Source organism: Curtobacterium guangdongense (assembly GCF_049341845.1).
In the GTDB taxonomy this organism is placed as follows: domain Bacteria; phylum Actinomycetota; class Actinomycetes; order Actinomycetales; family Microbacteriaceae; genus Curtobacterium; species Curtobacterium guangdongense.
The window spans coordinates 214,576-226,867 of sequence record NZ_JBMPIT010000006.1; the positions used below are offsets into that span (position 1 = coordinate 214,576).

The 12,292-nt window shown below is 70.6% G+C and carries 16 protein-coding genes; 9 read left to right on the plus strand and 7 right to left on the minus strand.

Going from position 1 to position 12,292, the window contains the following annotated elements:
- Positions 1-62 precede the first annotated feature (62 nt).
- From ACO0E1_RS11250 to ACO0E1_RS11270, 5 genes are all read right to left on the minus strand, one after another.
- Entirely contained in the window at positions 63-356 is a 294-nt protein-coding gene (locus tag ACO0E1_RS11250) for a Dabb family protein (protein WP_422874259.1), read from the minus strand.
- Positions 353-607 (minus strand): glutaredoxin family protein, encoded by a 255-nt coding sequence (locus ACO0E1_RS11255; RefSeq protein ID WP_422874260.1) that lies wholly within the window; start codon positions 605-607, stop codon positions 353-355. The genes ACO0E1_RS11250 and ACO0E1_RS11255 overlap by 4 nt, the downstream gene beginning before the upstream one ends.
- 98 nt (positions 608-705) lie before the next feature.
- Positions 706-804: a 30S ribosomal protein bS22 gene (locus ACO0E1_RS11260; protein WP_003792170.1), complete on the minus strand. Its 99-nt coding sequence runs from the start codon at positions 802-804 to the stop codon at positions 706-708.
- A 119-nt stretch (positions 805-923) separates the two neighbouring features.
- Positions 924-1,118, minus strand: a complete 195-nt coding sequence (locus tag ACO0E1_RS11265; RefSeq protein WP_281265160.1) for a helix-turn-helix domain-containing protein — start codon at positions 1,116-1,118, stop codon at positions 924-926.
- Positions 1,119-1,298: 180 nt separating this feature from the next.
- On the minus strand, positions 1,299-1,814 hold the full coding sequence (locus ACO0E1_RS11270) for an ArsR/SmtB family transcription factor (protein WP_422874261.1): 516 nt from the start codon (positions 1,812-1,814) through the stop codon (positions 1,299-1,301).
- A gap of 71 nt (positions 1,815-1,885) precedes the next feature.
- Between ACO0E1_RS11270 and ACO0E1_RS11275 the strand changes: the two genes are divergently transcribed.
- Positions 1,886-3,319 carry a TrkH family potassium uptake protein gene (locus ACO0E1_RS11275; RefSeq protein WP_422874262.1) on the plus strand — a complete coding sequence of 478 codons (1,434 nt, stop codon included), beginning with the start codon at positions 1,886-1,888 and terminating at the stop codon, positions 3,317-3,319.
- Positions 3,312-4,007, plus strand: coding sequence for a potassium channel family protein (locus ACO0E1_RS11280; protein WP_281265163.1), 696 nt, complete (start codon positions 3,312-3,314; stop codon positions 4,005-4,007). Before ACO0E1_RS11275 ends, ACO0E1_RS11280 begins: the two co-directional genes overlap by 8 nt.
- A 66-nt stretch (positions 4,008-4,073) precedes the next feature.
- On the opposite strand, the gene proC is transcribed toward ACO0E1_RS11280, so the two are convergent.
- On the minus strand, positions 4,074-4,904 hold the full coding sequence (gene proC / locus ACO0E1_RS11285) for a pyrroline-5-carboxylate reductase (protein WP_422874263.1): 831 nt from the start codon (positions 4,902-4,904) through the stop codon (positions 4,074-4,076).
- A gap of 65 nt (positions 4,905-4,969) precedes the next feature.
- Here proC and ACO0E1_RS11290 point away from each other — a divergent pair, with 65 nt between their 5' ends.
- The gene (locus ACO0E1_RS11290; protein ID WP_422874264.1) at positions 4,970-5,926 is read left to right on the plus strand and encodes a cation diffusion facilitator family transporter; all 957 of its coding nucleotides are present in this window, start codon (positions 4,970-4,972) and stop codon (positions 5,924-5,926) included.
- Between the two features lie 48 nt (positions 5,927-5,974).
- Positions 5,975-6,352 (plus strand): hypothetical protein, encoded by a 378-nt coding sequence (locus ACO0E1_RS11295; protein WP_422874265.1) that lies wholly within the window; start codon positions 5,975-5,977, stop codon positions 6,350-6,352.
- A gap of 4 nt (positions 6,353-6,356) precedes the next feature.
- On the opposite strand, the gene ACO0E1_RS11300 is transcribed toward ACO0E1_RS11295, so the two are convergent.
- Positions 6,357-6,788 (minus strand): nucleoside deaminase, encoded by a 432-nt coding sequence (locus tag ACO0E1_RS11300; protein WP_422874401.1) that lies wholly within the window; start codon positions 6,786-6,788, stop codon positions 6,357-6,359.
- A gap of 76 nt (positions 6,789-6,864) precedes the next feature.
- Between ACO0E1_RS11300 and upp the strand changes: the two genes are divergently transcribed.
- The 5 genes from upp (at position 6,865) to ACO0E1_RS11325 (ending at position 12,282) form a co-directional block, all read left to right on the plus strand.
- Positions 6,865-7,500, plus strand: a complete 636-nt coding sequence (gene upp, locus ACO0E1_RS11305; protein ID WP_402729541.1) for a uracil phosphoribosyltransferase — start codon at positions 6,865-6,867, stop codon at positions 7,498-7,500.
- A gap of 417 nt (positions 7,501-7,917) precedes the next feature.
- Positions 7,918-8,694 (plus strand): winged helix-turn-helix domain-containing protein, encoded by a 777-nt coding sequence (locus tag ACO0E1_RS11310; RefSeq protein ID WP_422874266.1) that lies wholly within the window; start codon positions 7,918-7,920, stop codon positions 8,692-8,694.
- 290 nt (positions 8,695-8,984) lie between these two features.
- Positions 8,985-9,500 carry a MarR family winged helix-turn-helix transcriptional regulator gene (locus tag ACO0E1_RS11315; RefSeq protein WP_422874267.1) on the plus strand — a complete coding sequence of 172 codons (516 nt, stop codon included), beginning with the start codon at positions 8,985-8,987 and terminating at the stop codon, positions 9,498-9,500.
- Positions 9,497-10,846, plus strand: a complete 1,350-nt coding sequence (locus ACO0E1_RS11320) for a cryptochrome/photolyase family protein (protein WP_422874268.1) — start codon at positions 9,497-9,499, stop codon at positions 10,844-10,846. The genes ACO0E1_RS11315 and ACO0E1_RS11320 overlap by 4 nt, the downstream gene beginning before the upstream one ends.
- The gene (locus ACO0E1_RS11325) at positions 10,843-12,282 is read left to right on the plus strand and encodes a serine hydrolase domain-containing protein (protein ID WP_422874269.1); all 1,440 of its coding nucleotides are present in this window, start codon (positions 10,843-10,845) and stop codon (positions 12,280-12,282) included. Before ACO0E1_RS11320 ends, ACO0E1_RS11325 begins: the two co-directional genes overlap by 4 nt.
- Positions 12,283-12,292: the final 10 nt, after the last annotated feature.

The window sequence follows — 12,292 nt, forward strand, 5'->3', positions numbered from 1 at the left end:
CCCGGGACGACGGACGCGGAGACGAGGGGCGCGGCACACGCACGCCGGACGGGAGGCTCGGCTCAGCTCTGCCAGTCGATGGCGGCCCGCCCCGTGACGAGTCCACGGATCTCGGCCGCGGCCGCCTGGTGGTCCGGGTGCACCTGGTACTCGTCGAGCCCGGCGAGGTCGTCGAAGGTCGCGACGACGGCGACGTCCTGGTTCTTGCCGGGGTAGGCGACGTTCTCGACGACCTGCAGCGTGCGGATCGACGGCACGACACCGATCAGCCCGTGCAGGAGCGTCCGGATCCGGTCGATGGAGGACTCCCGGTCGAGGTCCTCCCGGAGCGTCCACGAGACGACGTGCTGGATCATGCGGAGGCTCCTGCCTGCTCGAGGGCACGGACGAGTCGGTCCTCGTCGACGCGCCAGTTGCTGTGCACGCGACCGTCGATGAGCACGACGGGGATGTCCTCCGCGTACTCGAGCCGGAGCGCGTCGTCGTCGAGGATCGACGTCTCGGTGAACGTCGCCCCCGGATGCGCTGCGACGACCCGCTCGACGACGGGTCGAGCGTCGTCGCAGAGATGGCATCCGGGCTTGGTGAGGAGCGTCACGGCTGGCATGGGATCAGCGTAGCGCCGCTCGGGGCGTCGCCACGGCAGTGTCCCCCGGGAACACGAAAGCCCCGGCGAACCGGGGCTTCTGCGGCAAGTCTCGCGACTTACTTCTTGTTGCGACGCTGGTGACGCGTCTTGCGAAGGAGCTTGCGGTGCTTTTTCTTCGCCATGCGCTTGCGACGCTTCTTGATGACAGAACCCATGTGGACCTCGCTCGGACTGATGCTGATGTACGGACACCGGGCCGATGAAGCCGCGGAAAATCAACCTGCCCGATCCTACCGGAGGGCCGCTGTGATGTCGAACGGGCGACGCAGCGCGCTCAGCCGACGTCCGCGATCCCGCCGCGCAGGACCGCTGCGACCGCGGACTCCGGCACCCGGAACGACCGGCCGAACCGGATGGCGGGGAGCTCGCCGGCGTGCACCATGCGGTAGACGGTCATCTTCGACACGCGCATCATCTCGGCCACCTCAGCGACGGTGAGGAAGCGCACGTCGTCGAAACTGCCGGTCATGGTCCGCCTTCGGGTGGGCTCGCGCTCGGTCCCGAGCGCGGGAGTTCATGTGTGACCTGAGTGGTCACTGGTAACTGTAGGGGCGCGTGATGCCCCGTGTCCAGCATCCACGAGGTCGCTGGACGGGCGGTGCGGAACACCGCACAGCACGCCGTGCACGACCACCCGGAACGGGTGAGGTCAGTCGTCCTCGCCGCGCTTCGTGAACCGGCGGCGCGAGCTCTCGACGACCCGCTCCCAGCCCTGCTGCGCGCCCGAGAACGCCGCGGTGGCGCGGTACGACGCCTCGGCCATGACGCGCCCGAGCTCGGTGCCGACCTCGACCGTGGCCTTGCCGGCCGCGCCGTTCCGACGGACCGAGACGGGCTGCCCGTCGAGGGTCCACGCCGTGGTCGCCGGGGTGCCGTCGGCGTCGACCGCACCGGTGAACGGCACGACCCACTCCTCGATGTGCAGGAGCGGTTCCGGGTCGAGCCGGTAGTAGCGGTGCTGCCCTTCCTCACGGCTCGTGACGAGCCCGATGTCGCGGAGGACGCGGAGGTGCTTCGAGACGGTGGGCTGGCTGACCCCGAGCTTCTCGACGAGCTGGCCGACGCTGAGCTCCCCGCCGGTCGCGTCGGCGCCGTAGGCCGCGAGGAGCGCCCCGAGGAGTTCCCGCCGCGTCGGGTCCGCGACCACGCTGAAGATGTCGGCCATGGGGAAAGGCTAACCGGCCCGGCGCGGATGTACCATGCGATGCGTCCCGCCCATGTCCCCGGAGGCATACGATGCTCGACCGCACGGAGCCGCCGTCCGTCTCAGCGAGCCCTGCCCGGCGACGGGCCTCCCGGATCGGGACCGTGCTCCGTTCGTCGCCGTCGCGCCTCGCGATCATGGTGTTCGTCGCACTCATCTTCGTGTTCACGTTCCTGTTCATGACGCCGATCGCCGCCGCCGATCGCCAGTCGACGCACTTTGCGGACGCGCTCTTCACCGCGGCGTCCGTCGTCTGCGTCACCGGGCTGTCCACCGTCGACATGGCCACGCACTGGTCGGTGTTCGGCAAGACGCTCGTGGTGATCGGGACGCAGATCGGTGCGGTCGGGGTGCTCACGTTCGCGTCGATCCTCGGGCTCTTCGTGACCAGGAAGCTCGGGCTCCGCGCGAAGCTCATGGCGGCCGGCGACTCGAACCCCCTGCGCACGCACCACGGCGCCGTCCCGGAAGGGCAGGCCGTACGGCTCGGTGAGGTCGGCACGCTGCTCGCGACGGTCGCGGTGAGCACCCTGTCGATCGAGATCGTCCTCGGGCTCCTGCTCCTGCCGTCGGTGCTCATCGCCGGCATCCCCTTCTGGACGGCCGTCGGCGACTCCTTCTACTACGCGGCCATGGCGTTCACGAACACCGGGTTCGCGCCGAACGCCAGCGGCCTCGACCCGTTCGCACACGACTACTGGTTCCTCTCGCTGCTGATGGTCGGCGTCGTCGCCGGCTCGATCGGCTTCCCGGTGATCCGCGCACTCACGAAACAGCTCCGCACGCCCCGGAAGTGGCCGATCCACGTCAAGCTCACCCTGGCCACCAGCGCCGTGCTGCTCGTCGGCGGCGCGATCGTCTACATCGCCCTCGAGGCCTCGAACCCGACCACGTTCGGCGAGGAGGGCGCCGGCCGCACCGCGTTCCAGGCGCTCTTCCTGTCGACGATGACCCGTTCCGGCGGCTTCTCGCTCGTCGACTTCGACCAGCTCAACGGCTCGAGCCTGCTCGTCACGGACATGCTCATGTTCATCGGCGGCGGCTCGGCGTCGACCGCGGGCGGGATCAAGGTCACGACGCTCGCGGTCCTGTTCCTCGCGGCGGTCGCCGAGGCGCGCGGCCGACAGAGCATGGAGGCGTTCGGCCGACGGATCCCGAGCGACGTGCTCCGCGTCGCCGTGGCCGTCGTGCTGTGGGGCGCCACGATCGTCGCCGTCGCCACGGTCGTGCTGCTGCAGATCACGCACGAGTCCCTGGACCGGGTGCTCTTCGAGGTGATCTCGGCCTTCGCCACGTGCGGCCTGTCCTCCGGGGTCTCCGCCGACCTGCCCGAGTCCGGCAAGTACGTCCTTGCGGCCACGATGTTCCTCGGTCGTGTCGGTACAGTGACCATCGCCGCAGCACTGGCCGCCAGCCAGAGCCGGCAACTGTTCCGCCGTCCCGAGGAGAGGCCGATCGTTGGCTGACCGAACCCATCAGCAGCACCCGTTCGGTGCCGTCAGCCACGACGCCCCGGTGCTCGTCATCGGCCTCGGCCGGTTCGGCGCCGCCACGGCAGGGCAGCTCGAACGGCAGGACCGCGAGGTCCTCGTCGTGGACACGGACGCCGGGCTCGTCCAGAAGTGGTCAGACCGGGTCACGCACGCGGTCCAGGCCGACGCGACCGACATCGACGCGCTCCGGCAGATCGGCGCGCAGGACTTCCCGATCGCGGTGGTCGGGACCGGCAGCGACCTGGAGTCGAGCGTCCTCATCACGGCGAACCTCGTGGACCTCGGCATCCCCCAGATCTGGGCGAAGGCGATCAGCCGCTCGCACGGCACGATCCTGTCCCGCATCGGCGCGAACCACGTCGTCTACCCGGAACGCGAGGCCGGCGAGCGCACGGCGCACCTCGTCTCCGGTCGGATGCTCGACTTCATCGAGTTCGACGACGACTTCGCGGTGGTCAAGATGTTCCCGCCGCGCGCGGTCCGTGGGAAGGACCTCGGCACCACCGCGATCCGGACGCGCTTCGGACTGACGGTGCTCGGCATCAAGCCGCCGGGTGAGGCCTTCGTGCCGGCGACGCCGGACAGCGTCATCGGCGAGCACGACGTGATCATCGTGTCCGGGTCCACGACCGCGCTGGAGCGGTTCGCGGCCCTGGAGTAGGGCGGAGACGGACGGGAGGCTCGTGGCGGCGCCGCCACGAGCCTCCCATCCGTCTGCTGGTTGCGTCTAGAGCGTCGACAGCTCCTCGGCGCGCGCGATCGCCGCGTCCGCGGCGCGGCGGAGCGTGTCCGCCAGGTCCGCCTCCTGCAGTACCGCGACGGCGCGTTCGGTGGTTCCCTTCGGACTCGTCACCGCGCGGCGGAGCTCCGATGGTTCCTTGCCGGACCGTTCGAGCAGCTCGACCGCGCCGCGGACCGTCCCCTGCACCATCGTCTCCGCCTGCTCGGGCGTGAAGCCGAGCGACTCGGCGGCGCGCTGCCACTCCTCGACGAACAGGAACACGTACGCGGGACCGGAGCCGGACACCGCCGACAGGGCGTCGAGCTCGTCCTCGGGTACCTCGATGACCGAGCCGGACACGTCGAAGAGGCTCGAGGCGAGCGCGACGGCTTCCGCGTCGGCCGCCGCACCGCCGCTGATCCCGGTGACGCCGTGACCGACGGCGATGGGGGTGTTCGGGAGGGCACGGACGACCCGCACGGTGTCGGGGACCCGCGCCTCCATCGCGGCGGTGGTGACGCCGACGGCGACGCTCACGACCACGGCACCCGGTTCGAGGTCGCCGGCGATCTCGTCGAGGACGTCGCCGATGGCGAACGGCTTCACGCCGAGCACGACGAGTGCCGCACCGCGGACGGCCGCGCGGTTCGCGTCGGCGTCGGTGTCGCTCGCGTGGGCGTCGAGTCCGCGCTCCCGGTGTGCGGCGGCGGACGACTCGGACTTCGTCGTCACGACCACGGTGTCCGGGGACAGTCCGGCGGCGAGGAGCCCGTCGAGGACCGCGCCGGACATGGATCCGACGCCGACGAGGGCGGTGCGAGGGAGTTCGATCGTCATGCCCAGACCCTACCGATCGACCGGCTGCGTAGGATCGTGCAGCAGATCAGGAGACAGGGGTCACAGTGAGCGCTTCCGGAGGCAACCGGGCCATCTTCGCCGCACTCGGCGCGAACGTCGGCATCGCGATCGTGAAGTTCATCGCCGCGGCGATCAGCGGATCGGCATCGATGCTCGCGGAGGGCGTGCACTCCCTCGCCGACTCGGCGAACCAGCTCCTGCTGCTCCTCGGCGGACGACGCGCCCGGCGTGCTGCGGACGAGGAACACCCGTTCGGGTACGGACGCGAGCGCTACGTGTACGCGTTCGTCGTGTCGATCGTGCTGTTCTCCGTCGGTGGCGTGTTCTCCCTGTACGAGGGCATCGAGAAGCTGCGGCACCCGCACCCGCTGGAGAACTGGTGGCTGCCGCTCCTGGTGCTCGTCATCGCGATCGGACTGGAGGGCTTCTCGCTCCGGACCGCGCTCAAGGAGGCGAAGCCGCACAAGGGCGCGCTGTCCTGGGTCCAGTACGTCCGCCGGGCCAAGGCCCCCGAGCTGCCCGTCGTCATGCTGGAGGACACCGCGGCGCTCTGCGGCCTCGTGTTCGCGTTCTTCGGCGTCGGGCTGACGGTGCTCACCGGCAACGGGGTGTTCGACGCGATCGGCACCATCCTCATCGCGGTGCTGCTCATCGCGGTGGCGCTCGTGCTCGGCGTCGAGACGAAGAGCCTGCTCGTCGGCGAGGGCGCGACCGCCGCCGACGTCCAGCGCATCAAGGCCGCGGTGCTCGACGGCCCCGAGGTCGAGTCGATCATCCACATCAAGACCCTGTACCTCGGCCCGGACGAGTTGATGGTCGGCGTGAAGGTCGCCGTCGACGGGGACCGCCGACTCGGTGACGTCGCGGCCGGCATCGACACGGTCGAACAGCGGGTCCGCGCGGCCGTGCCGATCGCACGGGTCATCTACGTCGAGCCGGACGTGCTCCGCACCGGTCCGCGTCCGCCGACCGAGGCGATCGTCATCAGGGCCGCCGACTGAGGTTCCCCTTCGTGGCGGAGCCGTCGGACGGTCCGCCACGATGGAGGCATGTCGGTGCTCTTCAACGTCCTGCTCGTCCTGCACTTCATCGGCCTCGCGGCCGTGATCGGCGCGTTCTTGGTGCAGATGCGCCGCAAGGGCGGCTTCCAGACGTTCTGGGTGATCACCGGTCTCGTGACGCAGCTCGTGACCGGCCTCGGGATGATGGGGATCATCGACGCGACGAGTGACGGCGGGGCGAACCACGCCAAGCTCGGCGTCAAGCTCGTCATCGCCGCCGTGGCGCTCGTGCTGGCGTTCGTCGCCCGTGCCCGCCAGAAGCGGGCGGACGCCGGCACCGCGAAGGCGAAGGCGGCGCTGCCGTTCTTCCACTCGGCCGGTGCGCTCGCGATCGTCAACGTGCTCGTCGCGGTGCTCTGGAAGTAGCAGGTCAGCGGCGCTGCTGGAAGAAGTCGTCGAGCAGCGACGCGCACTCCTCCTCGAGCACACCGGCGACGACCTCGGACCGGTGCGGCAGACGACGGTCCCTGGCGATGTCGTAGACGCTGCCGGACGCTCCCGCCTTCGGGTCCCACGCGCCGAAGACGATCCGCGGCACCCGCGCGGCGAGGATCGCGCCAGCACACATCGGACACGGCTCGAGCGTCACGACGAGGGTGTGCCGTTCCAGGTGCCAGTCCCCCGTCGCCCGTGCGGCCGCCCGGAGCGCGAGCACCTCGGCGTGCGCCGTCGGGTCCTGCGTTGCCTCGCGCTCGTTGCGCCCGGTGGCGACCACCGCGCCGAGTTCGTCAAGGACGACGGCGCCGACGGGGACGTCCTCCGTCGCCAGACACGCCCTGGCCTCCTCGAGCGCGCGTTCCATCGCGGCGAGGTACGGGCGGGCTGCCGGCTCTTCCACGGGACCTCCTGGCGGTTGGCGGCACGGTAGGCTCGACCCTATGCGAGTCCACGTCGCCGACCACCCGCTCATCACCCACAAGCTCTCGGTGCTCCGCGACCGGACCACACCCTCCCCGACGTTCCGGGCACTCACCGAGGAGCTCGTCACGCTCCTCGCGTACGAAGCCACGCGCAACGTCCGGGTCACGGCGACCCCGATCTCGACGCCGGTGGCACAGACGATGGGCGTCTCCATCGCCAAGCCCCGCCCGCTGGTCGTCCCGATCCTGCGTGCCGGGCTCGGCATGCTCGAGGGCATGGTCAAGCTCGTCCCCACGGCAGAGGTCGGCTTCCTCGGCATGGCGCGCAACGAGGAGACCCTCGAGCCGCAGACCTACGCCGAGCGCCTGCCGGACGACCTCACCGGTCGGCAGTGCTTCGTGCTCGACCCGATGCTCGCGACCGGTGGCACCCTCGCCGCGGCGATCGACTTCCTCTTCGCCCGCGGCGCCGAATCCGTCACGTGCGTGTGCATCCTCGGTGCTCCGGAAGGCCTCAAGGCCGTCGAGGACGCCGTCGCCGACCGTGACGTCACCATCGTGCTGGGTGCGCTCGACGAGCGGCTCGACGAGAACGGCTACATCATCCCGGGACTCGGCGACGCCGGCGACCGTCTCTACGGCCTGGCCGAGTAGCGCCGGGCGCGGCGGACCGTCCGGTCGGACGGTTGACAGCGGGTTGGTATACCGCCGATACTCATGGACATGACTGCAACCGTGTCCACCCGCGTCTTCCCCAAGGCGTGCTCCTCCGCAGGGGCAGTGGGGACCGCCGGCACGATGATGCCGGCGATGGCCGTCATGCGTTGTCGAATGTGTGCCTGATCGGTACCCGTTCCAGCCGGATCCCCCGCGACACCACCCCGGTCGCGAGCGAGTGATCCCCGGGTGACGACCACCGACGACGCGCATGCTCGTCGCGAGGTCGTTCACCAGCACCCCCGGGTCCGCCCCGGTCCGCAGCAGGACCGCAGGGCGCATCGACGCTCCGTCGATCGGCACAGCCGTACCCGGGCCGACGCATTCGACACCTTCATCGCCCGGAGAACCACCATGTCGCTCACCATCGCCCAGCCGCGCACCTCGCTCCGCACCGCCGCCCCGGCACCCATCGACCTCGGCACGGTCACGCCGATCCGTCCCCGCCGTGCTGCCGTCCAGCCGGAGGCCACGACCATCCCGACCATCCCGACCAGCCCCGTGGTCGCCCCGCAGCGCAACCGTGCGCTGCCCGAGGGCACCGAGGCCCGCGGCTTCGCGCTCTACGTCGGCATCGACGAGGAGAAGGCCGCAGCCGCCGGGACCACACTCGCTGCGGTCGTGGAGCAGCTCAAGGCACTGACCGCACAGCTGGTCCCCACCGCCGAGACCTACGCGGCAGTCGCCGTCGCCGCCGAGAACTCCGGCGGACGCGACGTCGACGTCGTCCGCCTCGCACTGCAGGACCGCTCGGCCGTCGCCGCGCGCAAGCAGGCCGAGAAGCCCGAGCCCGAGGAGACCGGCGTCGTCATCGACATCTCCCGGAAGCGCGTCGTGCTCGACGGCGAGGCCGCTCCCCTGACGTACAAGGAGTTCGAGCTGCTGCAGTTCCTCGTCCTCCGCGAGGGGCGGACCGTCGACCGCTCGGCGATCATCGAGGGACTCTGGTCGGACGGCGAGGACGAGACCCCGAACGAGCGGACGATCGACGTGCACGTGCGGCGCCTCCGGTCGAAGCTCGGCGCGTTCGAGGAGATCGTCCGTACGGTCCGTGGCGTCGGCTACCGCTTCGACCGTCATGCGGACGTCGCCGTGCGTTACGCGTCGACCCCGTCGCCCGACCTCTTCTGAGCCATCGGGGCACGCACACCCGACGCTTGTGCCCCTCTTGGTGAACTCGCAGCGAACGACGGCACTTCCGGCTGGCGCCCGTTACCGCTTCGTTATACAGTCGTTCGTGCAGACGGTGTTTGCTGTGGCAGCGTCTGCGGAATGTGATTGCAGGACACTCTTGGTGCAAGGGAGAGGGCCGGTCGCTCGATGAGCGGCCGGCCCTCGTGCACGTCCGGAAGCGCATGTCCGCCCCCGGTGTCGGATGCCGTCGGTAGGCTGGAGGACCACCGGACAGAGGGAGTGACAGCGTGAACGACAAGGCGCGTGTCAGCGACAAGGCGACCGCGGTGGCCGCATGGGAAGCGCTGTTCCGCGCCCAGGTCACGGTGATGCGGAACCTCAACTCCGAGTTCCCCGGCGGGGAGATCTCGTTCAACGAGTACGACGTCTGCTTCAACCTCTCCACGCAGCCCGGACGACGCTGTCGGATGCGTGACCTCACCGGCCACCTCCTCCTGACGCAGCCGAGCGTCAGCCGCCTCGTCGACCGGCTCACCGCGCGCGGCATCGTCGAGAAGCAGCCGGACCCGACCGATGCCCGCGGGGTCATTGTGGCCCTCACGCCGCTCGGGTTCGACGTCTACCGCGCCGTCGCCGTCCAGCATGCGGCGAGCATCGCCGCCCAGGTCGGTGCCGGGCTCACGGAGGCGGAGCAGCGGACGCTGACCGACCTCTGCACCAAGTTGCGCGTCGCCTCGGCGGACGCCCCACCTGCCCGACGCATCGACCGGGCCCTGCCCCAGACCGATCCGGCCGTGGTGTGACGGGCTCGATCGTCTGGCTCCGCGACGACCTGCGTCTCGCGGACAACCCCGCCCTGCGCGCCGGGATCGACCACGGTGGACACGTCACGGTGGTCTACGTACTCGACGACGAGAGCCCCGGCGTCCGAGCGATCGGCGCCGCCGCCCGGTGGTGGCTGCACCACTCCCTCGCCGCGCTCGACGCCGAACTGCACGACCGCGGCTCACGGCTGGTGCTCCGCCGAGGAGCGGCCGCTGACACGATCGACCGGCTCGTCGGGGACACCGGAGCAGAGGCGGTCTACTGGAACCGCCGCTACGGGGCTGCCGAGCGAGAGATCGACGCCGGCCTCAAGTCGTCGCTGACCGACCGCGGGATCGAGGCGCACAGCTTCGCGGCGAACCTGCTCTGGGAACCGTGGACCGTGCTCACCGGGCAGGGCGAGCCGTTCAAGGTCTTCACGCCGTTCTGGAACGCAGCGCAGGCGATGCCCGAACCGCGGCACCCCCTGCCGAAGCCCCGAGACCTCCCGACGCCGGCGCGTGCCACGGGCGATTCCCTCGACGACTGGGACCTCCTGCCGACCACGCCCGACTGGGCCGGCGGGCTCCGCGACACGTGGGAGCCCGGCGAGCAGGTCGCCGCACGTCGGCTGGAGCACTTCGTCGACCACGCGCTCGAGGACTACGACCAGCGCGACGAGCCGTCGATGGACGCCACGAGCGGACTGTCCCCGCACCTGCGCTGGGGCGAGATCAGCCCGTACCAGGTGTGGCACCGACTGCACGAGCGACTCGAGCCCGACCAGCGCAAGCAGGCGCCGGGGTTCCTCCGGCAGCTGGCGTGGCGCGAGTTCAACTGGAACGAGTACTTCCACTGCGACGACATCGCGACGGTCAACGTCCGACGGGAGTTCGACGCCTTCCCGTGGCGACGCGCGTCCGCATCCGAGCTCGAACGCTGGCAGCAGGGCAGGACCGGGATCGACCTCGTCGACGCCGGGATGCGCGAGCTCTGGCACACCGGCGCGATGCACAACCGGATGCGCCTGGTGACCGCGAGCTTCCTCGTGAAGAACCTCCTCGTCGACTGGCGTGTCGGTGAGCAGTGGTTCTGGGACACCCTGGTGGACGCCGACGCCGCGAACAACCCCGGGAACTGGCAGTGGGTCGCCGGCTCCGGGTTCGACGCCGCGCCCTACTTCCGCGTCTTCAACCCCGAGCGGCAGCTCGAACGGTTCGACCCGCACCGGGAGTACGTGCGCCGATGGGTCCCGTCGGACGAAGACCGTCCCGAGCCGATGGTCGACCTCAAGGAGACCCGGAAGCGGGCGCTCGACGCCTACGACAGGATGCGACACGCATGACGATCGACTCCGCCACGATCGAGCAGATCGACGCGCTGTTCCGGGACCGGGTCGACCGGGGCGTCGCGCCGAGCTCCGTGTGGGGCGTGTTCGACGCGGACGGACTCGTGTCCTCCGGTGGGCACGGCGACCGCGGGGACGGTGCTGCGCCGGACGCCGACACCGTGTACCGGATCGCATCCTGCACGAAGAGCATCACGGCCGCGACACTCCTCGGTCTGGTCGCCGAGGGCCTGGTCTCCCTCGACGCACCGATCACCGACTTCGTCCCCGCGTTCGCCGACGTGCGGCTGCCGACACCGGACTCCCACGTCCCCATGCTCCGGATGCTGCTGACCATGTCCGCGGGGTTCCCCACCGACGATCCGTGGGGCGACCGGCAAGAGCCCATCTCCGACGACGAGTTCGACGCCGTGCTCCGTGCCGGCCTGTTGTTCGACTCCGTCCCCGGGACCGGTTTCGCGTACTCGAACCTCGGGTACGCCCTGCTCGGCCGTGCGATCGCCGTCGTGGCCGGTCGTCCGTTCACCGAGGTCGCCTCGGACGCCGTCCTCCGCCCGCTCGGGCTCGACGACACCGTCTTCACCGCCACCGACGCCCGCGGGTACGTCGTGGTCGGTGCCCGGCCGTACGACGGGTCATGGGAGCCCCTCCCCATCTCCGGCCCTGGTGCGTTCTCACCGATCGGCGGGCTCTTCTCGACCGTCGCCGACCTGTCGCGGTGGGCACGGCACCTGTCGTCGGCGTTCGCCCCGATCCGCACCGGCACTCCCGCCGAGGCCGGACCGGTCTCCCCCGCCGATCGTCGGCTCATGCAGCAGGCGATGCGGCAGATCCCACGCAGCGCGTTCCCGAGCGCGAAGCGTCCGATCGGCTACGGCTTCGGGCTGTTCGTCGAGCACGACGACGTCCACGGCCCGATCGTCTCCCACTCCGGCGGCTACCCGGGCTTTTCGGCACACATGCGGTGGTCCGTGCAGACGGGCCTCGGTGTCGTCGCCTTCGAGAACGCGACACAGGCGAAGGTCTCCGTCCCGACCGAGACCGCGCACGACCTGCTGCTCGCCGCGACCGCGGCGACGACCACCACCGGCCCGTCACCCGTGACGGTGCTCCCGGAGACGCGAGCCGCGCAGGCAGCCGTGTCGCGCCTCCTATCCGCATGGCGCGACGACCTTGCGGACGCGATCTGCACGCCGAACGTCGCCCTGGACGTGCCGTACGATCGCCGTCGCTCGGCGATCGCCGAAGCGGTCCGCACGGTCGGCGCCGATCTGTCGGCCGAACCGGTCGCGGAGGAGTCCTCCACGCCGACGCACCTCCGCTGGTGGCTGCCGGGGACGAACGGCCGACTCCGTGTGGAGATCCGGCTGGCACCGCTCGCCGCCGGGCTCGTCCAGACCATGATCTGCACGCCGGAGCCCGCCGAACGCTGAGCACGGCGCC

Excerpts from the sequence above, each read along its gene's own strand:
- ACO0E1_RS11270 (WP_422874261.1), bottom strand. The coding sequence starts at position 1,814 with ATGGCCGACATCTTCAGCGTGGTCGCGGACCCGACGCGGCGGGAACTC.
- ACO0E1_RS11265 (WP_281265160.1), bottom strand. The coding sequence starts at position 1,118 with ATGACCGGCAGTTTCGACGACGTGCGCTTCCTCACCGTCGCTGAGGTG.
- ACO0E1_RS11300 (WP_422874401.1), bottom strand. The coding sequence starts at position 6,788 with ATGGAACGCGCGCTCGAGGAGGCCAGGGCGTGTCTGGCGACGGAGGAC.
- ACO0E1_RS11310 (WP_422874266.1), top strand. The coding sequence starts at position 7,918 with ATGTCGCTCACCATCGCCCAGCCGCGCACCTCGCTCCGCACCGCCGCC.
- ACO0E1_RS11295 (WP_422874265.1), top strand. The coding sequence starts at position 5,975 with ATGTCGGTGCTCTTCAACGTCCTGCTCGTCCTGCACTTCATCGGCCTC.
- ACO0E1_RS11250 (WP_422874259.1), bottom strand. The coding sequence starts at position 356 with ATGATCCAGCACGTCGTCTCGTGGACGCTCCGGGAGGACCTCGACCGG.
- ACO0E1_RS11260 (WP_003792170.1), bottom strand. The coding sequence starts at position 804 with ATGGGTTCTGTCATCAAGAAGCGTCGCAAGCGCATGGCGAAGAAAAAG.
- ACO0E1_RS11325 (WP_422874269.1), top strand. The coding sequence starts at position 10,843 with ATGACGATCGACTCCGCCACGATCGAGCAGATCGACGCGCTGTTCCGG.
- upp (WP_402729541.1), top strand. The coding sequence starts at position 6,865 with ATGCGAGTCCACGTCGCCGACCACCCGCTCATCACCCACAAGCTCTCG.
- ACO0E1_RS11255 (WP_422874260.1), bottom strand. The coding sequence starts at position 607 with ATGCCAGCCGTGACGCTCCTCACCAAGCCCGGATGCCATCTCTGCGAC.
- ACO0E1_RS11275 (WP_422874262.1), top strand. The coding sequence starts at position 1,886 with ATGCTCGACCGCACGGAGCCGCCGTCCGTCTCAGCGAGCCCTGCCCGG.
- proC (WP_422874263.1), bottom strand. The coding sequence starts at position 4,904 with ATGACGATCGAACTCCCTCGCACCGCCCTCGTCGGCGTCGGATCCATG.